The sequence below is a fragment of the Mesorhizobium sp. B4-1-3 genome (assembly GCF_006439355.1).
GTDB lineage: Bacteria > Pseudomonadota > Alphaproteobacteria > Rhizobiales > Rhizobiaceae > Mesorhizobium.
Genome location: NZ_VFTG01000038.1, coordinates 16,829 through 38,137, shown reverse-complemented (window position 1 = coordinate 38,137; position 21,309 = coordinate 16,829). Strand labels below are relative to the sequence as shown.

Genomic DNA, 21,309 nt, shown 5'->3' with positions numbered 1-21,309 from the left:
ATGCTGCGGAAGCGCGTTCTCGTGTCAGAGCCTGCGCCGTCTCGGCTGCGGTCTGCTCCGCACGCTCTTTTGTTTTGGAAGCCTTGGCTCGTTCCTGTTCAGCCGCGTCGCGCTCGAGGCGGGCTTTTTCAAGATCCTCACGAGTCGATGCTGCGGAAGCGCGTTCTCGGGCGAGGGTCTGTGCAGTCTCGGTTGCGGTCTGCTCCACCCGTTCTCTCGCTGTGGCTGCACCGGTTCGTTCCCGCTCAGCCTTATCCGCGATCGCGGCCTTGGACAGTTCCATTGCGGCGAGGTCGCCACGAAGGTCCTTCGACTTCCGGCGCTCGTCGTCAAGCGCTCCGTTCACTTGTGCAAGCGAGGCCTTGGCACTGGCGCTGTCCTCGGCGGCCGTGGCCTGAAGCTGTGAAATTTGCGCCCGCGCCTGGTATAAGTCGCGCGCCATCAATTCAGTTCGCTGACGCTCCAGATGAGCAGCCGGCATCTGCGTAACGACATAGTTGATGCTCTCGCCCAGCAGCCTGCGGGCGTCTCCCGCAATGCGCTGCAATGCGTCATACATGCGGGCTGTCGCGACTTCGTTGCGCAAACGCTCCCCGTATGCGTTGTCGGCTGCTGCCATGCTTGTCCTCAGCGCGTCGACCTGCTTGCGCGATTCCAAGAGCGCACTCTGCAGAGAGGCGCTTCTGGCGCGCTCTTCTTCCAGAGTTCGGTGCTCGTGGCCGGCCAGATCCCTCGCAGCGGATGCCTGAGCACGAGCAGCCTCGACTTCAGCCTTGGCAGCCGCGAGATCCGGGCCAGGCGATTGGGCATTCGTACGCCCGTCGCCCTGGGCTGGTCCCTCCGTATCCAATGCAGCACTCGTCGGAACCGCGAAGGATCGCGAAAGATCGGGCTGGGAGGGATTCTGGGCCTGCGAAATGACGGGGGCGCTTTCGACCCAATTTTGTCTCGTCATCGTATAGCCAAGCGGCACGGCCAGACAGATCGTGGCGATGCCCAGGCGTGATAAAAGACCGATAGGCCAGCGAACACGGGGAGGTGACGCCGTAGCGATGTTTGTCGGGGAAGCGAAGGGATTGGGCAGGTCGCCTGGCGAACTCTCATAACCTTCGGAGATCATCTCGAAATGTTCGATTCGCACCCCGAACTGACGGTAGTTTGCATCCTGAGGCCGGGCATCCGCGTCCGAGGACACGACAGCCTGAGAAGAACCAGTTCCGGTTGCAAGGTCGACCGGGCGTTCCCAGACCCAAGGAACCTCCTCGAGAGGAACAGGCTTGCATTCTTTCAGGTAGGCATTTGGTCTCGGGCGACTCCGCAGCACTGCGACAAGGGCATGCCGGAGCACAAGAAAGACGCCAGCCAGTACGAGTATCGCAATCGCACCGGGGATGGCGAGATCTGTGTTACTTGTGTAAATTTCGGCAAGATGATTTGGCATCGTCGTGCCCATGTGGTCTTGGGTGCTACTTAAGTTCGCGAAGCGGTGTTTGGGTCTTCTCCCCGATGCTGGCTAAAGCTGCTTCTGCTCTCCAAGCTGTGACTGCTTCGGGCCTCCAGCGCCGCCTGCCCTAAATGTCCCGAAAAGCCGACTCGCACCTCTCCATCGTCAATATCCCAAAAGTTCTCCCACGGTGCGTTCCAATCCGCATTTTTGGGGAGTCCGGACGGTCCATTCTGAACTCTAAGCTAGGTCACAGACCCCCACGGTCAACCACGTCGGCAGTACTTCCGGCCATGCAGAACGGCCATCGTGATGCCCGCTCTTCGCGCGGGTCTGAGTCTCCGTTCAAACTCGATAGGCGATCGAATGTCTGAGCATTGGTCGAACAGACGCGTGTCCTGCGTGAAATCGCGGCACGGCGAAGCCGGAGAAACGTACATGGGGGACGGCGAAAGAAGCTTGTGGAACCGAGTCGTCCACAGGACATCCAGTTTGGCTGGGGAACCTGGATTCGAACCAGGACTAACGGAGTCAGAGTCCGTGGGTCTACCGTTAACCTATTCCCCAGCAGGCGCGATTGGTATTGCGCGAAGCGGGCGGCTCATGTGCCGCGAGCGCTGCCTTGTAGCCGCCATCGAAAAATAGTCAAGCCCGCAGCTGAGTTCAATCGCGGCCTTTTTGAAGCCTTTTGTCCGATGCATGTCGTTCGCCCAAAGCCGCTCGGCACTTTTGGGCGACATCCGTTGGCCGTTCGGCCGGGCGCTCGGAAGGCTTCAGCTTTCGCCTTTGCTGTACTGCGAATGCTCGAAATAAAGCACCACGCCAAGGCCGATCAGCAGCGGAATGATGAGATAGAACAGGCGGAATACCAGAAGCGCAGCGAGCACTCCCACCGGGTTCATGTCCGAAAGGCCGGTGAGGAAGACGACCTCGAACACGCCGAGCGCACCCGGCGCATGTGACAGCAGCCCGATCGAAAACGACACCATGAACACACCGAGCACGACGAAATAGCCGGGATTTCCGGCATCGGGGAGGGCAAAGTAGATGATCGCGGCAGCTCCGAGCAGCTCGACCGGCCCGACCAGCAACTGTCGCGCTACGATCGGCAGCGCCGGATAGTGGAGCTCGAAGCTGCCTATCTTCAAAGATCTCAGCCTAAGCCAGCTGCCGAACGCATAGGCGCCGACGAGGATAAGCATGGCGAGCCCCGCGGCGAAGGCAGCGCCATGATGCGGCGCGCCGGTGAAGCGGTCGATGATCTGCGGCTCGAACAGCAGAACGAGGCCGCCGAGGAAAACGCTGGACAGAATGAAGGTGAACCAGCAGATCGCCACCAGCACGCCGACCTCCTGGCCGGTCAATCCCCGCGTGGCGTAGGCGCGATAGCGGATCACCGCGCCGGAGAACACCGAGCCGCCGATATTGTGCGACACCGCGTAAGTGGTGAAGGAGCACAGTGTGACGAACAGCCACGATACTTTCTTGCCGATATGCAGCAGCGCTATGTGGTCGTAGCCGGCGAGCGAGGCATAGGCGACGACCGAGCTCAGCGCCGCCAGCACCCAATCGCGCGGCGGAATGGCGGCGATGCCGGCCCAGACATCGTCGAGCGAGATGCCGCGCAGTTCGTGGATGAGCAGCCACAGCGAGAACGCAACGGCCGCGATGCCTATGACCGGCCAGAAATAGCGCCTCCAATTCATGGCGTCGTCATCATGCGTTGCAGCTCATTGATGATGTTGCCCAATCCTTTCGAACCCTTGCCCCTTGGAACCCGCGTTTGAGACATGCCTGATTGAAGCCGGCTATTCAACCGGCAAGACATTGCCCCAACGTGACGCTGGCAAATGTGACGTTAGTGAAATTCGGCATCGCGCTCTTGGTGATTGCGAACGGCGCTGCTACTCTGTCTTCAACTTGAAACAATCGAGGTGCCTGCTGCGTCCGCTTCCGGTTCGCGCGGCGCCGGAAGGAACTGAAGTGGAAGACCACGATACCGGCGCGGGCGCGTCGGCAGTGGGCATGTCCGGGGCATCGCCGACGCAGCCGGCGGGCCCGCACCCGGCGCGATTCAGCCGCCACGCGGGTGCGCACCAAAGACATGCTGACCCCAGACATGCCAGCCAGAGGCAAACTGGCGCAAGCCAGGCTGACCAGCATGGCGATCAGCCGAAAGGCAAGATGCGCAAACGCCGCAAGCGCAAGCGGGGCCGCAAGGTATTCGCGCGCGACGAGAACGGCGTCGTTCCGCAGCCTGCGCCTGCCGCCACGGCGGCAAGCCAACCTCGGAGCGCGCCTTCTCCAGTCGAGCCGAGGCTGGCGGCCCCGCAGCGTCCGCCGCAACAGGAATTGCCTGTCTTTGCCGCGCTCGACCTCGGCACCAACAATTGCCGGTTGCTGGTCGCGGTGCCTGGCCGCCACGGCCAGTTCCGCGTCATCGACGCTTTCTCGCGCATCGTCAGGCTGGGCGAGGGGCTGACGGCCAGCGGTCGGCTCAGCCAGGCGGCGATGGACCGCGCGGTCGAGGCGCTGAAGATCTGCGGCGAGAAGCTGCGCAACCGCAAGATCAGGAAAGCCAGGCTGATCGCCACGGAGGCCTGCCGCTCGGCCGCTAACGGTGTCGAGTTCTTGGATCGGGTCGAGCGCGAGGCCGGGCTGAAGCTCGAGATCATCGACCGCCAGACCGAAGCCCGCCTGGCCGTTTCCGGCTGCGGCTCGCTGGTCGAGCGCGATACGCAAGGCGTGGTGCTGTTCGACATTGGCGGCGGCTCGTCGGAAATCGCGCTGATCGACCTGACCGGACGGCGTTCGCCGCGTCTGGCCAACCACATCGTGTCCTGGACCTCGCTGCCCGTCGGCGTCGTCTCGCTCGCCGAGCGCTTCGGCGGCCGCACCGTGACGCGCGAGACCTTTGCCGCCATGGTCGACGATGTGGCCGCCCGGCTGAAGGCCTTCGACGGCCGCGACCGGCTCGCGCATGTGCTGGCCAGCCCCAACTTCCATCTGCTCGGCACGTCCGGCACGGTGACGACGCTTGCCGGCGTGCATCTCGATCTCGATCGCTACGACCGCCGCCGCGTCGATGGCCTGTGGATGGACCGCGACAGCGTCGATCGCATGATCGAGCGCCTGATCGGCTGGGATTTCCAGCAGCGCTGCGCCAATCCCTGCATCGGCGCCGACCGCGCCGACCTCGTTCTTGCCGGCTGCGCCATTCTGGAGGCGATCCGTGGCGTGTGGCCGTCCGAGCGGCTGCGCGTCGCCGACCGGGGCTTGCGCGAGGGGATTTTGAGCGAGCTTATGGCCGATGACGGCGTCTGGCGCAATCATGGGCGCCGCGCATGATCCCAAACAGTGGAAGCCGGTTTTTGGAAAAGCTCATGCGCAGAAGAGAACGCCGATGAGCAAGAAACCGGAAAAGCCGGGCTCGGGAAGCATTCGCGTCCTCAAGACCAGGATCAACAAGAAGAGCGGCTTGAAAGAATCCTCGCGCCGTTGGCTCGAGCGCCACATGAACGATCCCTATGTGCAGCGCTCCAAGGCGGACGGGTATCGCTCCCGCGCGGCCTACAAGCTGATCGAGATCGACGACAAGCATCATCTCCTGAAGCCTGGCATGAAGGTCATCGACCTGGGCGCTGCGCCCGGCGGCTGGTGCCAGGTAGCGGCCGCGCGGACGAAGTCTAGCGCCGAGAATCCGCATGTGGTCGGCATCGACTATCTCGAAATGGATCCGGTACCGGGCGCTGTCATCCTGCAGATGGATTTCCTCGATCCGGACGCGCCGCAAAAACTCGCTGAGGCGCTCGGCGGCCAGCCGGACGTGGTGCTGTCCGATATGGCCGCGCCCACGACCGGCCATCGCCGCACCGACCATTTGCGGACTATGCATCTGTGCGAAGTCGCGGCCGATTTCGCGCTGCACGTGCTCAAGCCCGGCGGGCATTTCCTCGCCAAGACCTTTCAGGGCGGCGCCGAGAACGAGCTTTTGTCGCTGCTGAAGCAGAACTTCCGCTCGGTCCATCATGTGAAGCCGCCGGCCTCGCGCAATGAATCGGTGGAGCTTTACCTGCTGGCGAAGGAGTTCAAAGACCCTGGCACTTCGTCATTCTAGGGCGGAGCAAGGAGCGAAGCGACGCGCGCAGACCTTGGAATGACGAAGTTAGGCAGAGCCGTACCCTGAGCTACTTCCCCGCCGTGCCCACCGTTTCCAGCGTCTTCGGCGTGGTCAGCCGGCCATGGCCCGAGACCGCATTGCCGGCCTCCGGCGCAAGCCGCATGAAGGTGATCGAGGCTGCCGCCGAGACGGCCGCCACGATGAAGAAGGCGATGTGGAAATCCCGCAGAGTCAGCGGCCCGCCATGGATCGAGGTCGACACTTCGAGGATGCCGCCGGCCAGCGCCACGCCCATCGCGATCGACAATTGCTGGAAGACCGCAGTGATCGGCGTCGCCTTGCTGGTGTCCGCGGGCGTGATCTCGGCATAGGAGAGCGCGTTGACACCGGTGAAGAACATCGAGCGGATGAAGCCGCCGACCAGAAGGATCGCCAACATCAGCGCGTAGGGCGTCTGCGGCGTGAACAGGCCGTAGATGGCGATCGACGCGGCCGCGACCAGCGAGCCCCAGATCAGCACGCGCCGGAAGCCGGCGAGCCGGAACAGCAGCGCGGTGACGAACTTCATGCCAATGGCGCCGATCGCCGAGACGAAGGTGATCATGCCCGACTGGAAGGGCGTCAGCCCGAAGCCGATCTGGAACATCAGCGGCAGAAGGAACGGCACCGCGCCGATGCCGATGCGAAACAGCGAGCCGCCGAGGACCGAGGATCGGAAGACCTGGTTGCGGAACAGCTCCAGCGCCAGCAGCGGGTTCCTGGCGCGCTGCGCATGGAGGAGATAAAGCACGCCGGAGATCACCCCGACCGCCACCGTGATGAAGCCGGCCAGCGGCGGCAGCGCCGGCAGGCTGACGACGGAAAGGCCGAAGACGACGCCGGACGCTGCGAGCCCGCTGAGCACAAATCCCGGGAAATCGAGCGGCGGCGTCTCGGCGGGCTCGGTTTCGGGCAAGAACCGCGTGGCGAGCCAGATGCCCAGCAGCCCGATCGGCACGTTGATCAGAAAAATCCAGTGCCAGGTGAAATAGGTGGTGATGAATCCGCCGATCGGAGGTCCGACCAGCGGTCCGACCAGCGCCGGCACGGTCAGCCAGGACATCGCCGCGACCAGTTCGTTCTTCGGCGTGGCGCGTACCAGCACCAGGCGCCCGACCGGTGTCATCATCGCGCCGCCTATGCCCTGCAGGAAACGCGACACCACGAACGCCGGCAGCGAATTGGCAAACGCGCAGGCGACGGAGCCGGCGATGAAGACGCCGATCGCGGCGCGGAACACGGTCTTGGCCCCGAACCGGTCAGCCATCCAGCCGCTGATCGGAATGAAGATCGCCAGCGACACCAGATAGGCCGTCAGCGCCAGCTTCAGCGCGATCGGGCTGGTGTGGATGTCGACAGCGATCGCCGGCAGCGACGTCGCGATCACGGTCGAATCCATGTTCTCCATGAAAAGAGCGACCGCCAGGATGAGCGGGATGATGCGGTTCAAGGGAGACGCCCTGATTTGTCTTCGCGATTCGAGGCCCGGCTTGGGGGCGAACCGGTGCGACCGGCGGTTATCACGCCTCGGCCCGGATGTCGCATTAAATTGCTGTCACTTTTGTGCGACCGCAACCACTGGTGGCTGAAAAACAGTTGAGCGCAAGACTTTGCGGTTGCCCCCAACGACCGGCTTTTCAACTGCGACAGGACGTGTTACCAGCCAGCGCCAATCCTGAAAGGGAAGAAGAGAGTCGGCGCTGGCCAATCGGCCCGGCGCCTTTTCCGCATTCAAAAGGACTGGCCATGGCAAAAATCATCGAAACGTCTACCGGCGCGCTGGCGCTGACCTTCGACGACGTGCTTTTGCAGCCCGGCCATTCCGAGGTGATGCCGGGCGAAACCGACATCCGCACCCGCATTGCCGGCGACATCGATCTCAACGTACCGATCCTGTCGGCGGCCATGGACACCGTCACCGAGGCACGGCTGGCGATCGCCATGGCGCAGGCCGGCGGCATCGGCGTCATCCACCGCAATTTCTCGCCGGCCGAGCAGGCCGAGCAGGTCAGGCAGGTGAAGAAATTCGAATCCGGCATGGTGGTGAACCCCGTCACCATCGGCCCCGACGCAACGCTGGCCGACGCCCTGGCGCTGATGCGCACCTACTCGATTTCCGGCATTCCGGTGGTCGAAAATGGCGGCACGGGCGGCCATACCGTCGGCCGTCTGGTCGGCATCCTCACCAACCGCGACGTGCGCTTCGCCTCCGATCCGTCGCAGAAGGTCTATGAGCTGATGACCCGTGAGAACCTCATCACGGTCAAGGAGAATGTCGACCAGGACGAGGCCAAGCGCCTGCTCCACAAGCACCGCATCGAGAAGCTGGTGGTGGTCGACAGGAATGGCAATTGCGTCGGCCTGATCACCGTCAAGGACATCGAGAAGTCGCAGCTCAATCCGCACGCTACGAAGGATGCCCAAGGGCGCCTGCGCGCGGCGGCCGCCACAAGTGTCGGCGACGACGGCTTCGAGCGCGCCGAGCGCCTGATCGATGCCGGCGTCGACCTTTTGGTCATCGACACCGCACACGGTCATTCCCAGCGCGTGCTGGACGCGGTGGCGCGGGCGAAGAAGCTGTCCAACTCCGTGCGCATCCTGGCCGGCAATGTCGCCACCGCCGACGGCACGCAGGCGCTGATCGATGCCGGCGCCGACGCGGTCAAGGTCGGTATCGGTCCGGGCTCGATCTGCACCACCAGAATCGTCGCCGGCGTCGGCGTGCCGCAGCTTTCGGCGATCATGTCGGCGGTCGAGACAGCCGGCAAGGCGGGCGTCAGCGTCATCGCCGATGGTGGCATCAAATATTCGGGCGATCTCGCCAAGGCGCTCGCCGCGGGCGCAAGCGCGGCCATGATCGGCTCGCTGCTTGCCGGCACCGACGAGAGCCCGGGCGAGGTCTATCTGCACCAGGGCCGCTCCTTCAAGGCTTACCGCGGCATGGGCTCGGTCGGCGCCATGGCGCGTGGCTCGGCCGACCGCTACTTCCAGGCTGAGGTTCGCGACACCCTCAAGCTGGTTCCGGAGGGCATTGAAGGGCAGGTTCCCTACAAAGGACCTGTGGCTGGCGTGCTGCACCAGCTTGCAGGCGGCCTGAAAGCCGCTATGGGTTATGTGGGTGGACGTGACCTTGCAGACTTCCGCGAGCGCGCCACCTTTGTGCGCATATCCAACGCCGGACTTCGTGAAAGCCATGCCCATGACGTCACGATCACCCGCGAAAGCCCCAATTACCCAGGCGGAATTTGATCGGCAGACCGATCAGTCCGACCGCCAGCGGGGACTTTGGCGTAATTTGAGCCTGGCGGTGCTGCGGCTGTCGCGCCACGCGGCGGCGCTCTCCATTGCTTCGATTGCGCTGTTCCTGGTCATGACGGCGCTGGAGTTTCTCTATTTCCAGCGCTTGAGCGGCGGCCTGGCTTCGCTCGACATGCGCATTGCAGGTTTCACGCCCGACGAAGGCATGGCCTGGCTTACCACGCTCGGCCGGCGCGGCGGCGAGATCATCATCGTCTGGCACTACCTGACCTTCGACCTTCTGTTCCCGGCACTGCTGTCGCTGACGCTGGTGAGCCTTATCCTCGCCTTCGGGCGGCGGCTGAGCACCTTCCGCGCCATGCCGGCGCAGCTCCAGGCATTGTTCTCGCTGGTGCTGGTGCTGCCCTATGCGATCGCCGGCTACGCCCAGAATTTCGCCTTGGCCCGGCTGCTCTCCGATTTCCAATTGGCCAATCCCGATTCGCTGGCCTTCGCCTCGTCGCTGACCGTCACCAAATTCGCGCTGCTGGCGATCCCGGTCTTCGTCATCGCGGTCTTCGCGCTGGCAGTAAAACGGCGCTGAGCGGACTTTCCCTTCTCCCTTGTGAGAGAAGGAAGGGCGTTAGAGCAATTCCAGGAAAAGTGTGAACGGTTTTCCGTCCGGAATTGCGTCAAATCAATGAGATAGGGCGGTTCGCCGTTTCCGTGAAACGGTGAAACGCTCTAGAGGTCGAACACCGCGATCCTACGCTTGTCGAACTTGATGCCGATCTCGCCGCGCACCAGCCTCAGCGCCTGCTCGCCGAAAACCGCGCGCCGCCAGCCCTGCAGCGCCGCTACCTCGGCTTCGTCGCCTTCGGCCGCTATGCGGTCGATATCGTCGCTGGAGGCCAGAACCTTGGTGGCGACGCCTTCCTTCTCGGCGACGATCCTGAGCAGCACCTTGAGCAGTTCCGCCGCCGCGCTCGACCCCTCCGGCGGCTGCACGCTTTTCGGCAGTTTCGGCATCGCGTCCTTCGGCAGGGCGAGGGCAGCGTTGACCGCGCCAAGCAGCGCCGTTGCCGTCGCAGAACGTTCCCAGCCTTTCGGCGTGGTGCGCAGCTTGCCGAGCGCGGCCGCATCGCGCGGTGCCTGTTGGGCGATCTCGTAGATGGCATCGTCCTTGAGCACGCGGCCGCGCGGCACGTCGCGCTCGCGCGCCTCTCGTTCGCGCCAGGCGGCCACCGCCTGCACGATCGCCAGCTCCTGCGGTTTGCGCAGCCGCATCTTCAACCGCTTCCAGGCGTCCTCGGGGTGCGGATCGTAGGTCTCGCGCGAGGTGAGGACGTCCATCTCCTCGTTGAGCCAATGTCCGCGGTCCTCGCGCTCCAGCTCGGCGCTGAGATGCTGGTAGACCTTGATCAGATGGGTGACGTCGGCAAGCGCGTATTCGAGCTGCTTGTCGGAGAGCGGCCGGTGCCGCCAGTCCGTGAAGCGCGAGGACTTGTCCAGCCGGGCTCCGGTGACCTTCTGCACGAGCTGGTCGTAGGAAACGCTGTCGCCGAAGCCGCAGACCATCGCCGCCACCTGCGTGTCGAACACCGGATGCGGCACCAGATCGCCGAGATGGACGATGATTTCGATGTCCTGGCGTGCCGCGTGGAAGACCTTCAGCACCGCTTCATTGGCCATGAGCCGGAAGAACGGCTTCAGGTCGATGCCGGGCGCCAACGGATCGATAAGCGCCTCGATTCCAGGCGCGGCGATCTGGATCAGGCAAAGGATCGGCCAGAAGGTCGTTTCGCGGATGAATTCGGTATCGACGGTAACGAATTCCGACTTTTCGAACGCCGCGATAACGCTCTCGAGTTCTTCTTGTGTGGTGATGACGCGCATCAAATCGCTTTTGGCACAGTATTAGGCCTCTTTCAATTTCAGCCGCGCGCGCTTTCGTCAAGCGCCGCGACGTAAGCGGCGGCTCGATCGTCGGGTTCTCCCGTGCGAAATAGCACCGCGTGCCCGCGCGCCATCCCGCGATGCCCCCTCGATCGGCTGCGGCCAGCTCCCTAAGTGACGCTGCCGCGCGAGCCGTTCATGCTTCATAAGCTCGCGCCGGGGTCTCTCCTGTCGAGCCGGATCCTGTCCCGTCCGGTATTGCGTTCGACGACGGTCGTCGGCCGAGCGCGCCCGCTGCCGCCAGGCTAAGCACGATGAACGGTACGCCGATGCCATAGGCCGAGCGGATGCCCCAATGATCGGACACGAAGCCGAGCAGCGGAGGGCCAAGCAGGAAGGCGACGAATGAAATCTGCGACAGAGCCGCGACATTGATCGCCGCGGGGCGGTCGGTGCGCTGAGCCGCCGCCGAGATCGCCAACGGGAAGATGGCGCTGCTGCCGATGCCCAGAAGCGCAAAGCCTAGCATCGAGATGAAGGGCAGGGGCGAGAAGAAGACGATGAAGACGCCGACGATCGTGGTCGCCAACAGCGCGCGCGCCACGTCGCTTGGCGAGTAGCGATCGACGAAGCTGTCAGCGAAGAAGCGTGTCGTGGCCTGCGAGAAGGCGAACAGTGCGACCGTGATCCCGGCGACGAACGGGCCTGAGTCGAACACGGTGCGCATATAAATTGCCGACCAATCCATGCTGGCGCCTTCCATCAGCATGGCAGACAGCGTCACCGCGACGAGGATCAGGATCGGCAGCGTCGGCCGGGCGAACATCGGCGCCTTGTCGCCGGACGTGGCGAAGCGGGCGGGCGCCGGTTCGAAGCCGCCGAGGAACAGCGCCATCGCAACCGCCACCATCGGCACCACCAGCGCCAGATGCAGTTGCGGCGACAGGCCGAGATGCGCCCACGCGCCGCCGAACAGGCCGGCCCCGAAGAAACCGATGCTCCAGAACGAATGCGCCCGGTTCATGATGCGGCGTTTGAGAAGGAACTCGGTCCTGTCGGCCTCGACGTTCAAGATGATCTCGATGCTGCCGATCATCAGTCCGACCGGGAGCAGCATCAGGAACAGAGCGGCGGGGCCGGGCGCGTGCACCGCGACGGCATAGGCGAGGCCAAGCAGCGGCACCAGCCACAGCACCGCGCGGCGAAAGCCGACGCGCTCCAGCATCGGTGTCGCCAGCGTCAGCGCGATAAGGGTGCCGATCGGCGTGCCGATCAGGGCGAGCCCCAGCGTGCCGTCTTCGATCCCCATGGCTCGCTTGATGTCGGGCAGGCGCGGGAAGATGTTGCCCATGGCGAAGGAATAGATCGCAAAGCCCGCATAGACGCGGTGCTGCGGAGCGAGTTTCAGGCCAAGCGTCATCGCGGACAATCCAACAACAAGGAGTAAGGCAGGCGAACTCCGAGGTCGCTCACGCCTCTGTTTCTTGCACGATCAGGCAAAACATGCAATAACGTGCATAAATAAATGGGATCGTGCATGCTCACCGAGGAACGCCATCAACTTATTCGCGACCAGCTTGCGGCGGATGGAAAGGTGCTGGCCGGCGAGCTTGCTAGCCGTTTCGGCGTCTCGGAAGACACGGTGCGACGCGATCTCAGGGAATTGGCCAAGGCCGGGCAGTTGCGCCGCGTCTATGGCGGCGCGGTGGCCTCCGCGCCTTTTGCCGCCGCGACGCTCAGCCAGCGCAGCCGTCATGCGGTCGAGGAAAAAACGCGGCTCGCCAGGGCGGCGGTTGGGCTGTTGAGCGCCGGGCAATCTTTGTTCATCGACGGCGGCACCACCAACGAGGCGATCGCCAGGGCTATCCCGCGCGACATGGAACTGACTATTGCCACCAATTCGCTGGGCGTCGCCTCGGCGCTGGTCGATCGCCCTTTGGTCGAACTGATCATGCTCGGCGGCCGCTATGTGCCCAATCTCGGCACCTGCGTGGGCGCCGACACGCTTGCCGCCGTGGCGCAGTTCGGCGCCGATCTGTTCTTTCTGGGCTCCTGCGGGCTCGATGTCGCGCGCGGCGTCACCGCCTTCGATTCGGCCGAAGCCGAGGTGAAGCGCGCCATGGTGAAAAACAGCGCCGGCATCGCCATTGCCGTCACCAACGACAAGCTCGCCACCGCCGCGCCCTATCGCGTGGCGGGGGCGGATGCGATCCGCCATCTCGTGGTGGAAAGGACAGCACCCGCCGCCACGCTGGCCGATTTCCAAAGCCAGGGCGCGCAAGTCCACTTTGCCTGAACGGTCGCAGCGGCGCGTCTGTGTGACCGCTTGCCTTGACAAAGCCGGCCTCTCATGCGCTTTTCGCGCCAATTTTCGAGCCGGGCCGACGCCCGCAATTTCCGGACTTTACCCATGACCACGCACCGTTACCGCAGCCATACCTGTGCCCAGTTGAGAAAGAGCGACGTCGGCAATTCCGTTCGTCTGTCGGGCTGGGTGCATCGCGTGCGCGACCATGGCGGCCTGCTCTTCATCGATCTGCGCGACCATTACGGCCTGACCCAGATCGTCGTCGATCCGGATTCGCCGGCCTTTAAGGTCGCTGAGACCGTGCGCGGCGAATGGGTGATCCGCGTCGACGGCGAGGTCAAGGCGCGCCTGCCGGAAACCGTCAATGCGAACCTGCCGACCGGCGAGATCGAGATTTTCGCGCGCGAGATCGAAGTGCTGTCGGCGGCCAAGGAACTGCCGCTCCCCGTTTTCGGCGAGCCGGAGTACCCCGAAGACATTCGCCTGAAATACCGCTTCCTCGATTTGCGCCGCGAGACGCTGCACCGGAATATCGTGGCGCGGACAAAAATCATCGCCGAGATGCGCAAGCGCATGGGCGAGATCGGCTTCACCGAGTTCTCGACGCCGATCCTGACCGCGTCCTCGCCCGAAGGCGCGCGTGACTTCCTGGTGCCGTCGCGCATTCATCCCGGCACCTTCTATGCGCTGCCACAGGCGCCGCAGCAATACAAGCAGCTGATCATGGTCTCAGGCTTCGACCGCTATTTCCAGATCGCGCCCTGCTTCCGCGACGAGGACCCGCGCGCCGACCGTCTGCCGGGCGAATTCTACCAACTCGACCTCGAGATGAGCTTCGTCGAGCAGGACGACGTGCTCTCCACCATGGAGCCGGTCCTTCGCGGCGTCTTCGAGACTTTCGCCGCCGGCAAGCCGGTGACGCAGAAATTCCGCCGTATCCCCTATGACGAGGCGATGCGCACTTACGGCACCGACAAGCCGGACCTGCGCAACCCGATCGAGATGCAGGCGGTCTCGGATCATTTCCGGGATTCCGGCTTCAAGGTGTTCGCCAACATCCTCGCCAACGACGCGAAGGCAGAGGTCTGGGCCGTTCCCGCCAAGACCGGCGGCAGCCGCGCTTTCTGCGACCGCATGAATTCCTGGGCGCAAGGCGAGGGTCAGCCCGGGCTGGGCTACATCTTCTGGCGCAAGGAAGGCGAGAAGCTCGAAGGCGCCGGTCCGATCGCCAAGAACATCGGCGAGGAGCGCACCGAGGCGATCCGCCAGCAGCTCGGCCTCGCCGATGGCGATGCCGCCTTCTTCGTCGCCGGCGACCCGAAGAAGTTCGTCTCTTTCGCGGGCGCCGCGCGCACGCGCGCCGGCGAGGAGCTGAACCTCGTCGACCGCGAGCGTTTCGAGCTCTGCTGGATCGTCGACTTCCCGTTCTTCGAATGGAACGAGGACGAGAAGAAGATCGACTTCGCCCACAATCCATTCTCCATGCCGCAGGGCGGCATCGATGCGCTGAACGGCCAGGAGCCGCTTGGCATCAAGGCGTTCCAGTACGACATGGTCTGCAACGGATTCGAGATCGCGTCGGGCGGTATCCGTAACCACCTGCCGGAAACCATGGTCAAGGCCTTCGAGATGGTTGGTCTCGACCGCGCGACGGTGGAAGAGCGCTTCGGCGGCCTCTACCGCGCCTTCCAGTACGGCGCGCCGCCGCATGGCGGTATGGCGGCCGGGGTCGACCGCATCGTCATGCTGCTCGTCGGAGCCAAGAACCTGCGCGAGATCACCATGTTCCCGATGAACCAGCAGGCTTACGACCTTTTGATGAACGCGCCGTCGGAAGCGACCGCACAGCAGCTGCGCGAGCTGTCGCTGCGCGTGGCGGTGGCGAAGAAGGAAGGCTAGGACCCAGAGCCAAGCCTTTTTTCCTCTCGGCGAATCGGACCGACAAAAAAGCCCGGCATCGCTGCCGGGCTTTTGTTCGAGCATGTCTCCCGATCAGTCCTGGTTCGCCTTGACCTTGACGCCGAGCGTCTTGGGCAGGTCGAGCGGGTTGGACATGGCGCCGGCCATGATCAGCGCGAACGGCACGGACGACGGCGGCTCGGCTGAAATTTCCAGGCTCTTCGGATCGTCGAGGAAGGTGTTGACGGCAGCCGACACCTCGGCCGTCAGCTCAGGATTGTTGAGCTGCGCCATGCCGAACGGCACGATCGCCTTGGCCTGGTTGGCTATGTCCTTGGCCGACATGCCCTGCTGCTTGCCGACATAGTCGAGCACCTTGCCGATCAGCGAATCGTCCTTGTAGCGGATCGAAGCTCCGTTGAAGGAGAGCTGCTGCATCAGGCCGAGCATGGCCATGCCCTGCGCCGATTTGTCGGCGCCTTCCGGCTGCGAGGCGAGTTGCTTCTGCATGGCCTGCATCGACTTTATGAAGTCGAGCGTATAGCCGCCGAGGTTGAAGGTCATGCCAAGCGTGCCGGCGTTCTCGACCGAGATGTCATATTTCGACAGCTCCATCTTGCCGTCGCTCGGCTGCCAGGTGCCGACCATCGCAATGTTGCCCGAGATGTTCTGGTAACCGAGCGCCTCGATCGCTTCCTTCGATTTCGGATCGTCGACCAGCGAGAGATCTGCGGTGAATTTTTGGGTGTTGGCGGTGAAGTCCATCGCCTTGCCGTCGGCCGGCGGGGTGATCTGGACGGCAAGCCCGTCCATCGCGAACGCCGTCTTGTCGCCGACCTTGACCGTCATGTTGGAGAGTTCCGCCGACTTGTACATCATCAGCGAGCCGAGCGGATCGGTGCCGCCTTCGGCCGGGACCTTCATGTCGTGGATGACCACCGGGCTGAGATTGAGCGTCACGCCGTCCTTGCTGTGCTCGAAAGGCGAGGTCGAGACGGTGGCGATCTCATAGCCGCCATTGGCTTCGCTGACCCCTTCCAGCTTCACGTCGCCGATCGGCAGTGCTTCCTTTTCGGCCGCCGGCTTGATGGAAACGCCCTGCAGCACGGCGTTCGTATCGTCGCCGGAGACGCCGGTCCAGGAAATGTCGACACCCTGGGCGGCAAGCGCTGCCTTGATGCGCTCGGCCACCGCCGGATCGGCAGCGAAGGCGGCATTGAGCGGCAGCGTCAGCAGAAAGGTCGAAAAAGCCAATTTCTTGAGCGTTGAGCGTTGGATCGTCATGGCGAGTTCCCTGTCCTGATTTGGCTATGATTAAATTTGTTTTGAAACCTGCTCCATCACCATTCCGTGACGAACGGGACGGGAAAAAGGCATGTCCCGGCACATTTGTCGAAAACGGCGATGAAAAGCAAACTGCGCTCGGCAGCCTTTGCCCGATGCGGTGAATTTGTCATGAAGACCGCGGCTTTCCTCCGACAACGCGTTGCATTGCCAGATAGCGGCCGCATGTAACGGATCGATGTTGGCCGGCGACGTGGAACCGCCGCAGCCTGTTGCAGATCGGGGGGCAAATTGCAGCCGTCGCGGCGCCGCTTCCGTGAAATCCTTCACACCGCCGGCTGCATGTCTCCGGCTGCATGTCCACGACCGCGGCGAATGCGCTGATCTTCACGCGGCGCTTGCCGCGAATCACCCGCTCGGCTAGTCCAAATCTATGGGAAAAAGGCTCTTGCCGCCCGATGACAATGGCGGCGGCGATAAAATCGAACCGGTCGATCTGAAGGAAGCGCTCGAGCGGCGCTATCTTGCTTATGCGCTGTCGACCATCATGCACCGGGCACTGCCGGATGTGCGCGACGGATTGAAGCCGGTCCATCGCCGCATCATGCATGCCATGCGGCTGCTCAGGCTCAACCCCGATCAGGGCTTCGCCAAATGCGCCCGGATCGTCGGCGACGTGATGGGTAAGTTCCATCCGCATGGCGACCAGTCGATCTACGACGCGCTGGTGCGGCTGGCGCAGGATTTCTCGATGCGCTACCCGCTGGTCGACGGGCAGGGCAATTTCGGCAACATCGACGGCGATAATGCCGCCGCCATGCGCTACACCGAAGCGCGCATGACAGAGGTGGCGAGCGAGCTGCTTGCCGGCATCACCGAGGACGCCGTCGATTTTCGCCCGACCTACAATGAAGAGGACGAGGAGCCGTCCGTCTTGCCGGGCGCCTTCCCGAACCTGCTTGCCAACGGCTCGTCGGGTATCGCAGTCGGCATGGCGACCTCGATCCCGCCGCACAACGCCGCCGAGCTTTGCGACGCAGCACTCCATCTGATCGAGCATCCGGACGCGCCGGTGGCGAAGCTGATGGATTTCGTCCAGGGACCGGATTTCCCGACCGGCGGCATCATCGTCGACAGCCGCGCCTCGATCCTCGAAGCCTATGAGACGGGCCGCGGCGGTTTCCGCGTGCGCTCGAAATGGGGCCAGGAGGACCAGGGCAGGGGCACCTGGAGCATCGTCGTCACCGAGATCCCTTACGGCGTGCAGAAGGCCAGGCTGATCGAGAAGATCGCCGAGCTTTTGATGGCGCGCAAGCTGCCGCTGCTCGAGGACATCCGCGACGAGAGTGCGGAGGACATCCGCATCGTGCTGGTGCCGAAGAGCCGCACCGTCGATCCCGGCATCCTGATGGAATCGCTGTTCAAGCTCACCGAGCTCGAAAGCCGTTTCCCGCTCAACATGAACGTGCTGTCGCGCGGCAAGGTGCCGAACGTCCTTTCGTTGAAAGGCGTGCTGAAGGAGTGGCTCGACCACCGCCGCGAGGTTCTGATCCGCCGCTCGAAATACCGGCTCGGCGAGATCGAGAAGCGGCTGGAGATCCTCGCCGGCTACCTGATCGCCTATCTCAACATCGACGAGGTCATCAGGATCATCCGGGAGGAGGATGAGCCCAAGCAGGTGATGATGGCCCGCTGGTCGCTCACCGACAACCAGGCCGAAGCAATCCTCAACATGCGCCTGCGCGCCTTGCGCAAGCTCGAAGAGATCGAGATCCGCAAGGAGTTCGACGGCCTTACCGCAGAGAAGAAGCAGATCGAGGCGCTGCTGGCGTCGGACGCCAAGCAGTGGGCGACGATCAAGTGGGAGGTCACAAAGGTCCGCGATCAGTTCGGTCCCGAGACCGAGCTCGGCAAGCGGCGCACTCAGTTCGCCGACGCTCCGGAACATGACCTGACCGACATCGCGCATGCGATGATCGAGCGCGAGCCGGTTACGGTGGTGGTGTCGGAAAAGGGCTGGCTGCGCGCCATGAAGGGCCACCTGACCGACCATTCGCAGCTTGCCTTCAAGGAAGGCGACAGCCTGAAGCTCGCCTTCCATGCCCAGACCACGGACAAGATCCTGGTCTTCACGACCGGCGGCAAGTTCTACACCATCGGCGCCGACCGGCTGCCGGGCGGGCGCGGCCATGGCGAGCCGATCCGCATCATCGTCGACATGGAGAACGATCAGGACATCGTCACCGCCTTTGTCCATGATCCGAAGCGCAAGCTGCTGCTCGTCTCCTACGACGCCAACGGGTTCGTCGTTTCGGAGGAAGAGGTCGTCGCCAACACCCGCAAGGGCAAGCAGGTGATGAACGTTAAGGCGCCGGACGAGGCCAAACGCTGCATCCCCGTTTCGGGCGACCATCTCGCCATCGTTGGCGAGAACCGCAAGATGCTGGTCTTCCCGCTCGCCGAAATCCCGGAAATGGCGCGCGGCAAGGGCGTGCGGCTGCAGAAATACAAGGACGGCGGCGTGCTGGACCTGAAGACCTTCACCTTGGAGACCGGCCTTTCCTGGCAGGATTCGGCCGACCGCACCTTCACCAAGTCGCGCGAGGAACTGGCCGAGTGGATCGGCGCGCGCGCCGCCGCCGGCCGCATGGTGCCGAAGGGTTTCCCGAGGACGGGGAAGTTTGGGTAGCGCGGCCTTTTCCTTCTCCCCTTAGGGGAGAAGGTGGACGAGCGAAGCTCGGCCGATGAGGTGTCGGAAGGATCGCGACCTTTCGGACGTAAGCGGCTAAATTCCTTGGATGTTTTGGCGTCTCACTCCGCTGGAGCACCCCTCATCCGTCTCGACGCTGCGCGCCGATCCCCTTCTCCCACAACGGGAGAAGGAGAAGTGGCCATTTGGACTATCGTCATGATTGCTGCACTATGATGGGGCATAAGCTGCCATGAACCATCGGGCAGGGAGAAACACCGGATTGAAGCGGGCTGAAATCCAGAAGCCGGGGCAGCGCCTGTTCGGCCTGTCGACGCCGCTGAGGGCGGCCGTCATCCCGCCGCTGTCGGCGGCGCGCTGGCTCCTGGTGCTGATCGTCGCCGCCGGCGTCTATTTCTTCCACGGCTTCCTGTTCCCGGTGCTGGCGGCGCTCGTCATCGCCTTCGCCAGCTGGCCGCTCTACCGCCGGCTGCTCGTTGGCGTCGGCGGCAACCGCACGGTCGGCGCGACTTTGGCGATCCTTTTCATCCTCACCTTCCTGGTGGTGCCGATCGCGCTTGCCGGCACCTACACCATCAACGAGCTGCGCGAGTGGGTCACCTGGGCGATCGAGACCAATCGGCACGGCGCCGTGACACCGGGTTGGATTGCCACCATGCCGGTGGTCGGCGAGTGGCTGAACGACCAGTGGACGGGCTATCTCGGCCATCCAGGCGGCATCGGCGAGTTGATTCAGCTGATCAGCGGCTCCAACATCGGCAGTATCTATCGCGGCGCCTTGGCCGCCGGCGGCAGCGCCTTCAGCCTGATGCTGACGCTTCTGTTCATGATGATCGCGCTGTTCTTCGCCTATCGCGACGGCGAGTCTTTCGCAGCCCAGATCGATCGCCTCGGCGAGCGCATCCTGCCGACGCGCTGGGAGCGAATCTCGCGCGTCGTGCCCGCAACCATTTCCTCGACCGTGACGGGCATGACCATCATCGCCATCGGCGAGGGCCTGGTGTTGGGCATCGCCTACTGGCTCGCGGGCGTGCCGTCGCCGGTCACGCTCGGCGCGCTCACCGGCATCATGGCGCTGATTCCGGGCGGCGCGCCGCTCTCCTTCACCCTGGTGTCGATCTACCTCGCCGCCAGCGGCAAGCTTTTCGCCGGCGCGGCCCTGTTCATCTGGGGCGCGGTCGAGCTCTTCATCGTTGACAAGACGCTGCGGCCCAAGCTGGTCGGCGGCCCGATCAAGCTGCCCTTCCTGCCGACCTTTTTCGGCCTGATCGGCGGCGTCAAGACGATGGGCTTCCTCGGCCTGTTCATCGGCCCGGTGCTGATGGCGCTGCTCGTCGCCATCTGGCGCGAATGGCTGCGCGAGGTCGAATTGATGGACGAGAGTCCGCCTGTCGTCGACGAGGCAGGCGCGCCGCCGCGGATCGAGGCGGCCGCCGAACCGAGGAAAATTCAGGCGGGATGATGCACGGCCAGGTCGCTTCGGCGCTTGCGGCCCTCATGCAATTGCCAGAGGGAGTGCGCCACCAGCGTGACGATCATGATAGCGCCGCCGATCAGGCTGTTGCGTGAGGGTGTCTCGGCAAAGATCATCCACACCCAGACCGGCGCCAGCACCGTTTCCAGGAGATAGAACATCGCGACTTCCGCGCCCGAGATGTATTTCGGCCCGTTGGCGAGACAGAAGAACGCGATCGGCATGACGACCCCGCCATTCAAGATGATCCACCACGGCGCCTCCACCTGAAAGCCGGTCCTGGAGACCATGAACGCCGCTACCGCAAAAGGCAGGATCACGCCGATCAGCGCGGTAAAGCCCATGTCCTTGCCGCTGGCGCGAGAGATGGTGATGGCGCAGGCAATCAGGAAGGCCGAGCACAATGCCATCATGTCGCCGAACAGATATCCTGTCCCGACGGAATCGCCGACGATAATGGCGACTCCGACAATCATCAGGGCCATTGCCGCCAAGGTCAGGGGCCGCGGCCGCTCCTTCAGGAAGAGCCATGACAGCAGCGCCGCGAACACGGTGTTGAAGGCCAGGATGAAAACCAGGTCGGCGGTCGAGGTATGGTAGACGGCCGTCATGAAGGCGACCGCGCCGAGCCCGTAAATTACGGCCACGATCAGCCCCGACCAGCCAGGTATGAGCTGCGGCGCGTCCTTGCTGTACGAGCGCCAGACGGCCCACATGATCAGTGCCGCCGCGAGGGTGCAACTCGTGCGCAGCAAAAGGATGGTCCAGGCCTCGCCATGGGCAAGCCGGATCAGCGGAATATCGATGCTCAACACGAGTCCGCCGATGGCAGTGATCAGGAGGCCCTTCTGGTGATCGGTGTGCGAAGACATGTGATCGTTCTCGAAATAAACGGGAG

Annotated in this window: 15 protein-coding genes, 1 tRNA gene and 1 pseudogene; 8 read left to right on the top strand and 9 right to left on the bottom strand. The window is 63.7% G+C overall.

Features of this window, described 5'->3' with window-relative positions; all coding sequences use genetic code 11:
• The 3 genes and pseudogenes from FJW06_RS27990 to FJW06_RS27980 form a co-directional block, all read right to left on the bottom strand.
• A pseudogene (locus tag FJW06_RS27990) lies at positions 1–1,453 on the bottom strand (hypothetical protein); the annotation flags it as partial.
• A 484-nt stretch (positions 1,454–1,937) separates the two neighbouring features.
• Positions 1,938–2,011 (bottom strand) — tRNA-Gln (locus FJW06_RS27985).
• Positions 2,012–2,217: 206 nt separating this feature from the next.
• Positions 2,218–3,150 (bottom strand): YbhN family protein, encoded by a 933-nt coding sequence (locus FJW06_RS27980; RefSeq protein WP_140756633.1) that lies wholly within the window; start codon positions 3,148–3,150, stop codon positions 2,218–2,220.
• A 277-nt stretch (positions 3,151–3,427) separates the two neighbouring features.
• Here FJW06_RS27980 and FJW06_RS27975 point away from each other — a divergent pair, with 277 nt between their 5' ends.
• Both FJW06_RS27975 and FJW06_RS27970 read left to right on the top strand, forming a co-directional pair.
• The gene (locus FJW06_RS27975) at positions 3,428–4,792 is read left to right on the top strand and encodes a Ppx/GppA phosphatase family protein (RefSeq protein ID WP_140756631.1); all 1,365 of its coding nucleotides are present in this window, start codon (positions 3,428–3,430) and stop codon (positions 4,790–4,792) included.
• Between the two features lie 55 nt (positions 4,793–4,847).
• Positions 4,848–5,561, top strand: coding sequence for an RlmE family RNA methyltransferase (locus tag FJW06_RS27970; RefSeq protein WP_140756629.1), 714 nt, complete (start codon positions 4,848–4,850; stop codon positions 5,559–5,561).
• Positions 5,562–5,631: 70 nt separating this feature from the next.
• Here the strand turns inward: FJW06_RS27970 and FJW06_RS27965 are convergent, their stop codons facing one another.
• Entirely contained in the window at positions 5,632–7,053 is a 1,422-nt protein-coding gene (locus FJW06_RS27965) for an MFS transporter (protein WP_140756627.1), read from the bottom strand.
• A gap of 296 nt (positions 7,054–7,349) precedes the next feature.
• Here FJW06_RS27965 and guaB point away from each other — a divergent pair, with 296 nt between their 5' ends.
• Both guaB and FJW06_RS27955 read left to right on the top strand, forming a co-directional pair.
• The gene (gene guaB / locus FJW06_RS27960; RefSeq protein WP_140756625.1) at positions 7,350–8,852 is read left to right on the top strand and encodes an IMP dehydrogenase; all 1,503 of its coding nucleotides are present in this window, start codon (positions 7,350–7,352) and stop codon (positions 8,850–8,852) included.
• 46 nt (positions 8,853–8,898) lie between these two features.
• Positions 8,899–9,444 (top strand): hypothetical protein, encoded by a 546-nt coding sequence (locus FJW06_RS27955; protein WP_246674893.1) that lies wholly within the window; start codon positions 8,899–8,901, stop codon positions 9,442–9,444.
• Between the two features lie 140 nt (positions 9,445–9,584).
• Here FJW06_RS27955 and rnd read toward each other — a convergent pair whose 3' ends face one another.
• Both rnd and FJW06_RS27945 read right to left on the bottom strand, forming a co-directional pair.
• Complete coding sequence (gene rnd, locus FJW06_RS27950) at positions 9,585–10,736, bottom strand: ribonuclease D (RefSeq protein WP_140756623.1); 1,152 nt, start codon at positions 10,734–10,736, stop codon at positions 9,585–9,587.
• A 196-nt stretch (positions 10,737–10,932) separates the two neighbouring features.
• Positions 10,933–12,156, bottom strand: a complete 1,224-nt coding sequence (locus FJW06_RS27945; RefSeq protein ID WP_140756621.1) for an MFS transporter — start codon at positions 12,154–12,156, stop codon at positions 10,933–10,935.
• A gap of 117 nt (positions 12,157–12,273) precedes the next feature.
• Here FJW06_RS27945 and FJW06_RS27940 point away from each other — a divergent pair, with 117 nt between their 5' ends.
• Complete coding sequence (locus FJW06_RS27940; RefSeq protein WP_140756619.1) at positions 12,274–13,032, top strand: DeoR/GlpR family DNA-binding transcription regulator; 759 nt, start codon at positions 12,274–12,276, stop codon at positions 13,030–13,032.
• 114 nt (positions 13,033–13,146) lie between these two features.
• The gene (gene aspS / locus FJW06_RS27935) at positions 13,147–14,943 is read left to right on the top strand and encodes an aspartate--tRNA ligase (protein ID WP_140756617.1); all 1,797 of its coding nucleotides are present in this window, start codon (positions 13,147–13,149) and stop codon (positions 14,941–14,943) included.
• Between the two features lie 93 nt (positions 14,944–15,036).
• Here aspS and FJW06_RS27930 read toward each other — a convergent pair whose 3' ends face one another.
• Positions 15,037–16,227, bottom strand: coding sequence for a hypothetical protein (locus tag FJW06_RS27930; protein WP_140756615.1), 1,191 nt, complete (start codon positions 16,225–16,227; stop codon positions 15,037–15,039).
• A 30-nt stretch (positions 16,228–16,257) separates the two neighbouring features.
• A complete protein-coding gene (locus tag FJW06_RS27925) occupies positions 16,258–16,557 on the bottom strand; it encodes a hypothetical protein (protein ID WP_140756613.1) in 300 nt (99 codons plus the stop codon).
• Between the two features lie 103 nt (positions 16,558–16,660).
• Here FJW06_RS27925 and parC point away from each other — a divergent pair, with 103 nt between their 5' ends.
• Together parC and FJW06_RS27915 are read left to right on the top strand one after the other, a co-directional pair.
• The gene (gene parC / locus FJW06_RS27920; protein WP_140756611.1) at positions 16,661–18,916 is read left to right on the top strand and encodes a DNA topoisomerase IV subunit A; all 2,256 of its coding nucleotides are present in this window, start codon (positions 16,661–16,663) and stop codon (positions 18,914–18,916) included.
• A 283-nt stretch (positions 18,917–19,199) separates the two neighbouring features.
• Positions 19,200–20,399: an AI-2E family transporter gene (locus tag FJW06_RS27915; RefSeq protein WP_140756609.1), complete on the top strand. Its 1,200-nt coding sequence runs from the start codon at positions 19,200–19,202 to the stop codon at positions 20,397–20,399.
• Here the strand turns inward: FJW06_RS27915 and FJW06_RS27910 are convergent.
• Complete coding sequence (locus tag FJW06_RS27910; protein ID WP_140756607.1) at positions 20,387–21,283, bottom strand: DMT family transporter; 897 nt, start codon at positions 21,281–21,283, stop codon at positions 20,387–20,389. The two genes, FJW06_RS27915 and FJW06_RS27910, sit on opposite strands and share 13 nt — an antisense overlap.
• Between the last annotated feature and the right edge of the window lie 26 nt (positions 21,284–21,309).